Raw genomic sequence first — 10,285 nt, forward strand, 5'->3', positions numbered from 1 at the left:
CTCATAGGCCGTCAACGCCTGTGCCCTGTTGCCGGTAGCCTGATACAGCTCGCCGATATTAAGTTGCACCTGCCAGGCTTTGGGGTCGGCCAGCAATGCCTGCTGATAACTGGTAATGGCTTCGCTGAACCGGCCCTGTGCTGATAACACAAAGCCCAAGGCTTTTAATGTCGTGGCATTGTCCGGTTGCAGGGCTACCGCTTGCTGTGCCAGGCTAAGGGCGCGCTGCAGCTGTTGCTGGCTGGCATCATCTGCCAGGGTGCCGGCAGCAACTTTTGTCGTCAGGGTGTTATGCTCACCTGTTTGTTCTCCTGACCAGCGCAGGGCTTTCTGTACCAGCGCGTTAGCCAGGCCGGCGTAGGCCAGGCCGGCGCCCGGGTGCAGTTCCAGATGCTGCTGATAGAGGGCAATAGCCATTTCATTATCTGCCAGGCGCATCTGATGATAATAATCGTCGGCCCGGGTCAGTAAATCTTTGCCGCCAACGGAGTCTGCTGGTTTGCTAATAACCGGGGTAGCAGGGCGCAGCGCCAAATAAGCCAGCAGACCGGCTATTGTGGTTAGTGTAAGCATTAAGGCTAGCAGCAGCAACCGGGGGCGCCGGCGTGCTGTTAATTTCGCCAAAGTGGCAGGGCCAAAAGCAGAAGCCGCCGGATCTGTCGCACTGCTGACATCCGCAATTAAGCGGTAACCGCGCTTAGGCACAGTTTCGATATATTGCGGCTGTCTGGCATCATCATCGAGCATGGTTCGAAGCCGCGACAGCGTACGTGCCAGGGTGTCATCGGTGGCGTAGCTGTCCGGCCATACCCGGCTAATCAGTTGCTCCTTGCCCACCAGCTGCCCCGGTTGCTGCGCCAGTACCTGTAATAACTGACAACTCTTGGGTTCGAGCCGGCGTAAACTGTCTTCCGGCCCGGGCCTGCTGCTGGTTTTACGGACACAGGCACCGCTGCTAAAATCGATGTACCAGTCGCCTATCAAAAGTTGCGTCATAAAATTAATTTTAAATTCAGTGATTTAGTTATTGTCAGATTTTTGTCAGGTTAATCATCTGCCATTGTCAGGACAATTTCAGTAAGGGTCAATACCATCCGGGCTCTGTCAATGGTAAGGAGATAACCCTATGTTGTATCAATTGTTACGCCGGTTTTTTCGTGTCTGTGTTTGCCGGGGCTCAGGCCTGGCGCTGCTAATAAGCCTTAGCGCGGCGGCTGGCCCAACGCCGGATATGCCGTTAAATAATGCTACAGAAAAAGTATACAGCAGTAAGCAGCTGCAGCAGGATTTTCAGCAACTGTACCGTGATTTGCAGCGGGGCAGTTATCATTTATTTGCCCATTATCCAAAGCAGGCCTATGACCAGCAGTTTACAGACTATCTGGCACTGCTGAATAAACCGATGTCAAAGCTGCAGGCCCATAAACATTTTATGCAGTTTGTCGCCCTGGCCAGTATTGCGCATACCCGGATTGACTTTCCCGTTGCCAGTTACCGTGCCTTTATAGACGCTGACGGTAAAACCCTGCCGCTTAGTCTCAATATTAACGGCGATGACATAACAGTGGCAGAATATTATGGCGCAGACCCGCGGGTGCAGCCCGGGCAACGGCTGCTCAGCATTAACGGTATTGCGAGCAGGGAATTTCTGCAGCCGCTGCAGGCTTATCTGGCAGCGGATAACGCCGCCCTGCTTGACGGCCTGACCGGTAGCCAGCTGGCGCCGCTATTGTGGTTGCATCATGCCGAACAGCTATCGTATACCCTGAGCTTGCAACAGCCTGGCAGCGATGCCCGCTATCAGCTGCAACAGGCAACGCTTAACCAGACTGAGCAGGCAAAGAATAGTGCCGCCAACCGCACCGCTAACAAGGCCGGCTCAGGCAGCAGCGAGCCGCGGCAGTACCGGATCCTGGCGGATACTATTGGCTATCTGCAGCCCGGACCCTTTTATAATGTCTATGCCACCAACGATGCCGAAGTATGGGATACCACTGAATTTCATGCGTTTATCGACCAGGCATTTGGCACCTTTGTTGCGGCCGGTGTTCACAGCATCATCATTGATCTGAGAGATAACCCCGGCGGCACCAATAGCTTCAGCGATCATATGCTGGCCTGGTTTGCCGATAAGCCGTTTCGGTTTGCCTCGGATTTTCGGGTAAAGGTGTCAGCATTATCGCGGGCAGCCAACCGGGCCCGGATGCCGGAAGAGGGCGAGCCTGATGCCATTACCCGGCAACTGGAGCAGTTTTACCGCGATAACCAGGAGGGTGCGGTTATATCCTTCCCGCTGCAAAATACCCCGCCGCATCGCTCTGAGCAGAATATCGCGGCGTCGGATATTAAAGTGTTTGTGCTGATAGGCCGCCACTCATACAGCAATGCGGTATCAGTAGCCGCTATTGCCCAGGATTACAATTTTGCCACTGTGATTGGTCAGCCAACTGCCGATTTAGCCACCACCTATGGCGCCATGGAAACCTTTACCCTTAGTCACACCGGTATTGTGGTTGGCTATCCCAAGGCACTGATTATCCGGCCGAACGGTGATGCGAAGCCTGCAGGGGTCACACCTGATGTCCTGCTGGATCTGCCGGCAGACAACAAGGCCGCACTGCAGCAGCTAATCGATTATATTAACGCGGATAGCCGATAGGATAGAGCGCGGGTTTAGCGGCCGGCTATATGCGTTAAAGTTATTTCCAAATCGTATAAGGATATAGTATATTAGCATAAACTTAACTCTGGTCGCTGGGTAGGACAAAAGTTCAGGGGGTTAATATGAGCTATCAGGTACAGGCATTTTTAGATAACGACAGTGAAACCTTCAGTTATGTGGTTGCTGATAACGCGACCGGTAAAGCGGTCATTATTGATCCGGTACTCGACTTTGACTACAAGTCAGGCCGCACCAGCACCAGCAGTGCTGAAAAAATTCTGGATTACGTCACAGCGCATAAGTTGCAGGTGGAGTGGCTGCTGGAAACGCATGCCCATGCCGATCATTTATCAGCGGCACCGTTTTTACGCAGTAAACTCGGCGCAAAAATTGCGATCGGCGCCAAAATTACCGAAGTGCAGGCGATTTTTAAAGACGTGTTCAATCTGGAAAAAGAATTTTTGCCCAATGGCTCGCAGTTTGATCGCTTATTTGCCGATGGCGACACGCTTAAGGTCGGTGAAATGACCATCCGCGCTATGCATTTGCCGGGACATACGCCGGCTGATTTAGCCTATATTGTTAATGATAAGGCGGCCTTTGTCGGCGATACCTTATTTATGCCTGATGTCGGCACGGCGCGCTGCGATTTCCCGGGCGGCAGCGCGGCCACCTTATTTGACTCGATAGAAAAACTGCTGGCGCTGCCGGATAACACCGAAATGTATATCTGTCACGACTACCCGCCCGCTGGCCGCGAGCATCAATACCTGACCAGTGTCGCCGAGCAGAAGCAGCAGAATATCCATATTGGCGGCGGCGTCAGTAAAGCCGATTTTGTTACACGGCGTGAAGCGCGTGATGCCACGCTGGCGATGCCACGGTTAATTCTGCCGGCCGTGCAGGTTAATATCCGGGCCGGCCAGCTGCCGCCGGCAGAAGACAATGGCACCACCTATTTAAAAGTGCCGCTTAACCTGCTGTAAACCCCGCTTAATCGCCGGAAGATTGCTGATTTATCCCCTGGCACAGCCAGTAACCCACAGCCAGTAAGGCACTGGCTGTGCACTCTTTTTTACGCTAAGGTTATTGCGCTAATTTTATTACGGTCAATATCACTATTTCACTAATCCGGGGGTTATCTAACATGAGAACAGTGTCTCTAATGCTGCTGCTCTGCCTGCTACAGGGCATGCTGTACGCGAATGTTGTTAACGCTGCCAGCAACACCGACAGCGCCACCAAACACTTAACGGTAGAGCGGCTGTGGCAGATGCAGCGGATTGGCTCGCCGGTGGTATCAGACGATGGCAAATACATCGTGGCACCGGTCACCGGTTACGATGTTAAAACCGACAAAGCCAGTACCCGCTTATGGCTGTTCAGTGCCGACGGTAAGCAGCAGCGGCCATTAACCATTGACGGGCAGCGTGCCAGTGAGCCGGTGTTTTCACCGGACGGCAAAACCCTGGCTTTTATCAGCCAGCGCCATAACGACGACGCCGGCCAGATTTACCTGCTGGCAATGGATGTGCCGGGCGAGGCGCAGCGGTTAACGGAGGTCCCCACCGGCGTACATGGCCTGAAATGGCGCGGTAAGCATCTGTACTTTATCAGCCGGGTGTGGCCGGAAAAAAGCTGGGATGAGATGGCGGCGCAGCTAAAAGCCGACAAAGATGACAAGGTGTCTGCCATGCAGTGGAATGCGCTGCCGTATGCCCACTTTGATCACTACCTGGATGAAGACCGCCAGGCGCATCTGTTCCGGATAGCGGCCACGGCTTCTGCAACGAATGCTGCTGCAACAAACAGTCGCGAGGTACAGCCGCTAACCCAGCCGCTGGGCCGGCAATTGCCGCGTTCCAGCCAGAGCGCCAGCAGTTATGATGTCGACAGCAACGAGCAGTATCTGGCGTTTAACGCCAATGGCTGGGATAACCAGGTCGACGCCAAAATTGATATTTTCTTAAGCCGCATCGGCAGTGATACCGCCGAAAACCTGACCAAAGATAATGTGGCACCGGACAGCGATCCGACATTCAGCCCCGATGGCAAAAGCCTGGCGTTCAGCCGCCAGCAAATTCATGGTTTTTATGCCGATACGGCGCGGTTGATGGTGTACGACCTGGCACAAAAAACCAGTCGGGTGGTAACCAGTACCTGGGATCGCTCTGTCAGCAGCTTTATCTGGGCTAATGATGGCCGGGGCTTTTATGCCAGCATTGATGATGCCGCCACCCGCCGGCTGTATTATATCGATGCTAAAAGTGGCAAAGCGCGCGCCATAACCAAAGAGACCAGCTTTAGCCAGCCGGTACAGGCCGGTAACAGCCTGATTGCCACTAACGACAGCTTTATGTATCCGGCACGGCTGGTTAAAGTAGACCCGCGCAGTGGCAAAACCACCCGGCTGGATAACTTTAACGATGAGATTCTAAGCGAAGTCGAGCTTGGCAGTTATGAGTCGGTAACCTATAAAGGCGCTGAAGGCAAAGACATTCAGATGTGGGTGCACTATCCGCCGGGCTTTGATAAGAGCAAAAAATACCCGCTGTTAATGCTTATTCACGGCGGGCCGCATAATGCCTTTACCAACAGTTTCAGCTATCGCTGGAACTCACAAACCTTTGCGTCCTGGGGTTATGTGACTGCCTGGCCGAATTTCCACGGCTCCAGCGGTTTTGGCCAGGATTTTGCCGATGCCATTAACCCCGACTGGCGCACCAGGCCGCTGGCCGATATCCAGGCGGCCACCCAATGGTTTGAAAACCAGAGCTGGATCGACACTGAGCGGATGGTTGCCGGTGGTGCCAGCTATGGTGGCTATTTAACCTCCATTTTGCTCGGTACTGAGCACCCTTATAAAGCGCTGCTGATCCATGCTGCTGTCTATAACATGTACTCGCAGATGGCGGCCGATTTTGCGGTGCATTCCACCCGTTTTGGTTATTACTGGGATAAACCCGAGCTGTATACCGCTATTTCACCGCATTACTTTGCCGCCGATTTTAATACGCCAACCCTGGTGATCCATGGTCAGCATGACTTACGGGTGCCGGTTGGCCAGGGCTTTGAGTTATTCCGCACCCTGCAAAGCCGCGGTGTAGAATCGCGGATGATTTATTTCCCCGATGAAAACCACTGGATCTTAAAGCCAAATAACTCTATTTACTGGTATCACGAAGTAAAAGCCTGGTTTAACCGCTTTGCCAAGCCGGGACCAAACTAGGCGTTTGGCTTTCGCTGACAGCAAAGCGCGCTGTGCAAACAGCGCGCTTTTTTAGTTCACAGCCGGCTTTAACAAGCTAGCCGAAATCGCGGCCTGCATGCTGCGGCCAGCTGATCGCACTGACATCAGCGATAAAAAAGGGGAAGTAATCCGCGCTGCCAAAGTGATTACCGGCTTCGACATGGGTGGGCAGCCGGAAGCCGTTAAAGTCACGGAAATTTGATAAATAGCCACCAAAAGGCTGCAGCATATAGCTGCGTTGCGGGTTGGCATTACTCCAGCGCATAAAGCTGACCAGCAGCGGCTGGCCATCTTCTGCCACCGTTAAATCCACTGCTTGCTTAAGGCCAAAATGGCTGACCGTCAGCCGGGCGCTGTTCTCGCTCAGGTGGGTCCAGGTAATGCCGGCACGGGGTAATACCGCGGCCGGAGTCCAGAATAGCGCTTCTGCGACATAGCGGCCAAATGCTGAGCGGCGCTGATCCAGGCTGGCACCGGTGCGGGCCACCGGCAGCAACTCATGCAGCCAGAAGCGGGTCCAGCTGGCGCTGTCTGAGCCTGATACCCGCAGCAGGTTTTTCCTGGCCTGCATTTGCCAGATAAAGCTGCCAGGCGGGGCCAGCACTTGTCTGGCCTTCATCTGCAAATAATCAGGCTTGTGAATGTTACCCATACCAAAGCGGCCAGTCATCACGATATCGGCGACGGTAAAAAGCGGGGTGCCGGGCGCAATACTGAACGTAAAAAAACGTTTTGCCGCTTCAGGCAGGCCGGCGAGCATGGCCGGGTCAAATAAGCCGGGAGAAGAGGGCTGGCTGGCAATAAGCTGGTCAAACAGTTGCTTATCAGCCCGGTAATCCAGCAGCCGCAGGCAAAGTAGGCCGGTGATCAGCAGAATAACCGCCACCATAGTGCTGACAAACAGCAGTGTGATGATATCGGGCATCTCAGTTACTCTCCGCCTGCGCCGGGTAGCGCGGTTGCGTCAGTAATAACATCAGCTTGCATCCATGCTGAGGTTAATCAACAGCTAATTTCTGCTGATTATCAGTGGCAAAGCCATGGCTTTGCAGCCAGTCAAACGCCTGCTGCGGGTGCTTAAATTTTTGCACTTCAAACCGGCTTGGCACATTTTTAACCATTTTATCAAGCTGGTACTCTTTGACGGTATCGGGCCAGTACACATGGGCGGAGTAACGTAAGCCATGTTCGATAGTCCAGTTAACCAGGGCTTTAATAACCGGCTCAATACCGGGCACGCCCAGCTGCCAGTTTTCCAGCAAGGTAATATTGGCCCAGTCGCTACCGGTTAACGGCGCCGCGGCTGCTTTAAATTCCCGGGCATAATCTTCGGCATCGCGCTGGCTCCAGCTGCCTTTGACCATGGCAATTAATACTTTGTTATCCACCCAGATAGTAAACTTCGGGTTAAATTTCATTTTAACTGTCCTGCAAAGCTCAGACAGTTAAAGCCTAGCAGGTATTCGCTTATCTGGCACGGTGCACTAGCGCTGCAGCATAAAGGTTTCATATTCCAGCCGGTTAAATTGCCGGTTTAACATTACCAGGCCAAGCAGGGTGGTAATTAACATCGCAAACGCAAACCCATAACCGTAAAACGCCAGTCCTAAGTCGGTTGACAGCATACTCAGGCCCAGGTTGGTAACGCACATCACGCTGATCAGCGCCAGTGCCTGATAGCGTTTATCCAGATAAAACATCACGTTTAAAATTGCCATCACCAGCACCTGTAATGACACTCCAACTAAATCGACATACAGCAGATGTAAATAGGCCAGATCTATTTTTAACAATCGCAGTATTTCTTCACTCCAGAGCAGCAGCAATGCCAGGGTCAGCCCCTGAATTTTGAAAATCTGATACAGACTGTTTTTACAGGCCAGCACCATTTTATCTTTAAGCAGGAAGATGGCCTCCAGCGTTCCGCCCTCGCGTACCGTCTGATAAAACTCTTCATTGGCGGCGGCAAAATCCGTTTCCATATGTAACATAAACACTGCCATGCCGGGGATAATGGCCAGATAAGCAATAAAGATCGGCAAATCGTAAATGTAAGACGCCCGGAAAATATCAATTACCTGAGACGAGACCTCAGGCGTAAACCAGAACACAAACTTGTCGGCCCATACCCCCAGGTTATACAGCAGGCCGCACAACGCCAGTGAGACAAAGGCATAGCGGCGGCGTAGAAAATCAAAGGCAATTAATTTATCTGACGGATAGTGCCGCAGCACAAAAAACAGCAGGGTAAAGGCAATTAAAGCCTGGCTGCAGGCAAAAATCAGTAACAGGCCCAGTAAGCCAAACGGGGGCATCAGCCAGGCAGCCAGTACCATCAGGCTGTAACCGCCAACCAGGGTTAATACGATGCGGTAATACTGCTTCATGCCACTTAAAAACACGATAATTAACCACAGATTGCACAGCACGACAAAGGCGGTCAGCATGCTGATTTTTATCGCGGCCGGCAGCGCGGTTAACAGCAGTATGGCGACACCGCTCAATGCCGCCAGTACCGACATCACCAGCATACAACCGAGCAGGTTCGGGGTAACCTGTTGTTCCTGCTGTTCAAATAAGCGGTCTGAGATAAAGCGGGTAAATAATAACTGAAACAGGCCGCTTAAAATCAGTGAGCCGGCCATCATATAGGTTACCAGCACCAGAAACTGAATAATCAGATCGGTCGGGAATACCCGGCCAAGGCTCAGCATGCCGATGACCATCAACGCCAGAATCGATAATACCCAGGGCCCTGAGCCGATAATCGCCGCCAGACCATAAGCTTCGACATAGGATAGCAGGGTGTTCTTTTTCAGAATGTGCCGAAGCTCGAAACCTATGCCTGCCATGTTGTTAATGTCTCGTATAGTTGATTAAAACGCTCGAACATAAATTGTTCCTGGTAGTATTGTTGTACCCTGGCATAACCGGCTTCGCTCATCCGCCGCCAGTTATCGTCATCGGTCAGGGTTTTCAGCAGGGCGGTACTGGCCTGATTCGGGTTGGCAATACCGATAATATAACCACAGGCTCCGAGCGCCTGATCGGCCCTCTGCATGCCATAAATAATTTCGCGGCAGGAACCAACATCAGTGGCGATACAGGGCACGCCGGCCGCCATCGCTTCCAGCAGCACCAGCGGTTGGGCTTCACTGATCGACGTCAGCATACAGACCCCAAGCTGCGGCAGTATTTCCGCCACATTCTGCATCCCCAGAAACTTCACATGCTGCTGTAACGACAAACTGTGGATCAGCAGCTCGCACTCTTTAACATAGGCCGGGTCTTCTTCGGTGGGGCCGATAATCCAGCCTTGCAATTCAGGTTCGCTGTTCACCGCAACCCTGATCGCCCTGATAAAGGTTTTAATATCTTTAATCGGCACCACCCGGCCAATCAGGCCGGCCACTTTGGGTACCCCGGCGGGGCGTTGCTGTCTGGCCTGGGCAAAGCGCTGCAGATTAATGCCGTTAACAATCACCTCGGTTTTATCAGCGGGCGCGCCATCGCTGATCTGCCGCTCGCGGTTGCCCTGATACAGCGCGGTGATCCGATCGGCGCTCTGGTAAGCGGTTTTGCCCTGTTGCTCAAAGAAGCTAATCCAGGTTTTGCGGGTGTTTTCCATTTTTTTGTGAATACTGGTATCCAGGGCAAAATGGCGGTCCTGGATCCAGCTGGCCTGGGTTAAATCTATCTTGCGCTCTTTGGTATAAATACCATGCTCGCTGAGTAAATAAGGCACACCCAGCCGCTGTTTTAACAAGGCCCCCAAAAAACCGGCATAACCGGTCGAGATACTATGCAGCATTCTGGCTGCGGGCACCTTATTGGCAATCTGTACCAGACTGAACAATGGGCTGTAAATATTCCGAAAGGTCCAGAAAAAATCGACAAACGACTGATTCTCTGCCCGGCTTAAATATAATTCAACCAGGATTTGCCACGAATGCTCACTGTACAGAAAATCTTCATAGCTCAGGCCATGGCGTTGGCCCAGCTCGTCAAGCAACTGCTGCAACTGTTGCGGGGTTAATGCCTGCTCAGACTGATTAAACCGGGCCAGTACCTGTTGCCACATGGCAAAGGCTTTGGCCTTGCCCAGGCGGGCTCTGGGCGGGCTGAACTGCCTGGGTTCCATAATAAAATGGGTTTCCAGGCCAACCACATTGTCAGGCAGCTGGTAATGCTGGCCGGCATAACTCTGGCGGGTGCCGCCAATAAATACCAGATAAAAACGATAATGCGGCAAGCCGCTAATCAGTTGGTGCACCCAGCTGGAAACGCCCCCCCTGACATAGGGGTAGGTGCCTTCCAGTAACAGGCAGATATCAGCTTGCTGCACTGCGCCAGTACTCCTTTAATTGGGTCAC

The 10,285-nt window shown here is 52.7% G+C and carries 8 protein-coding genes; 3 read left to right on the forward strand and 5 right to left on the reverse strand.

Annotated features, from left to right (window positions below; all coding sequences use genetic code 11):
• Positions 1-996, reverse strand: a 996-nt coding sequence (locus R3177_RS09535; RefSeq protein ID WP_318970806.1) for a winged helix-turn-helix domain-containing protein, incomplete at its 3' end; no start/stop codon positions are given.
• Positions 997-1,126: 130 nt separating this feature from the next.
• Here R3177_RS09535 and R3177_RS09540 point away from each other — a divergent pair.
• The 3 genes from R3177_RS09540 (at position 1,127) to R3177_RS09550 (ending at position 5,891) form a co-directional block, all read left to right on the forward strand.
• Positions 1,127-2,659, forward strand: a complete 1,533-nt coding sequence (locus R3177_RS09540) for a S41 family peptidase (RefSeq protein WP_318970807.1) — start codon at positions 1,127-1,129, stop codon at positions 2,657-2,659.
• A 125-nt stretch (positions 2,660-2,784) separates the two neighbouring features.
• Positions 2,785-3,648, forward strand: coding sequence for an MBL fold metallo-hydrolase (locus tag R3177_RS09545; RefSeq protein ID WP_318970808.1), 864 nt, complete (start codon positions 2,785-2,787; stop codon positions 3,646-3,648).
• 161 nt (positions 3,649-3,809) lie between these two features.
• On the forward strand, positions 3,810-5,891 hold the full coding sequence (locus R3177_RS09550; protein WP_318970809.1) for a S9 family peptidase: 2,082 nt from the start codon (positions 3,810-3,812) through the stop codon (positions 5,889-5,891).
• Between the two features lie 76 nt (positions 5,892-5,967).
• On the opposite strand, the gene R3177_RS09555 is transcribed toward R3177_RS09550, so the two are convergent.
• The 4 genes from R3177_RS09555 to pelF all read right to left on the reverse strand — a co-directional run bounded on the left by R3177_RS09555 (position 5,968) and on the right by pelF (position 10,257).
• Positions 5,968-6,837, reverse strand: coding sequence for a DUF6544 family protein (locus R3177_RS09555; protein WP_318970810.1), 870 nt, complete (start codon positions 6,835-6,837; stop codon positions 5,968-5,970).
• Positions 6,838-6,910: 73 nt separating this feature from the next.
• Entirely contained in the window at positions 6,911-7,330 is a 420-nt protein-coding gene (locus R3177_RS09560; protein ID WP_318970811.1) for a hypothetical protein, read from the reverse strand.
• Between the two features lie 66 nt (positions 7,331-7,396).
• Positions 7,397-8,764 (reverse strand): exopolysaccharide Pel transporter PelG, encoded by a 1,368-nt coding sequence (pelG, locus tag R3177_RS09565; protein ID WP_318970812.1) that lies wholly within the window; start codon positions 8,762-8,764, stop codon positions 7,397-7,399.
• Positions 8,752-10,257: a GT4 family glycosyltransferase PelF gene (pelF, locus tag R3177_RS09570; RefSeq protein ID WP_318970813.1), complete on the reverse strand. Its 1,506-nt coding sequence runs from the start codon at positions 10,255-10,257 to the stop codon at positions 8,752-8,754. Before pelF ends, pelG begins: the two co-directional genes overlap by 13 nt.
• Positions 10,258-10,285 lie beyond the last annotated feature (28 nt).

Origin of the sequence: Arsukibacterium sp. (assembly GCF_033722355.1) — a bacterium.
In the GTDB taxonomy this organism is placed as follows: Bacteria; Pseudomonadota; Gammaproteobacteria; order Enterobacterales; family Alteromonadaceae; genus Alishewanella.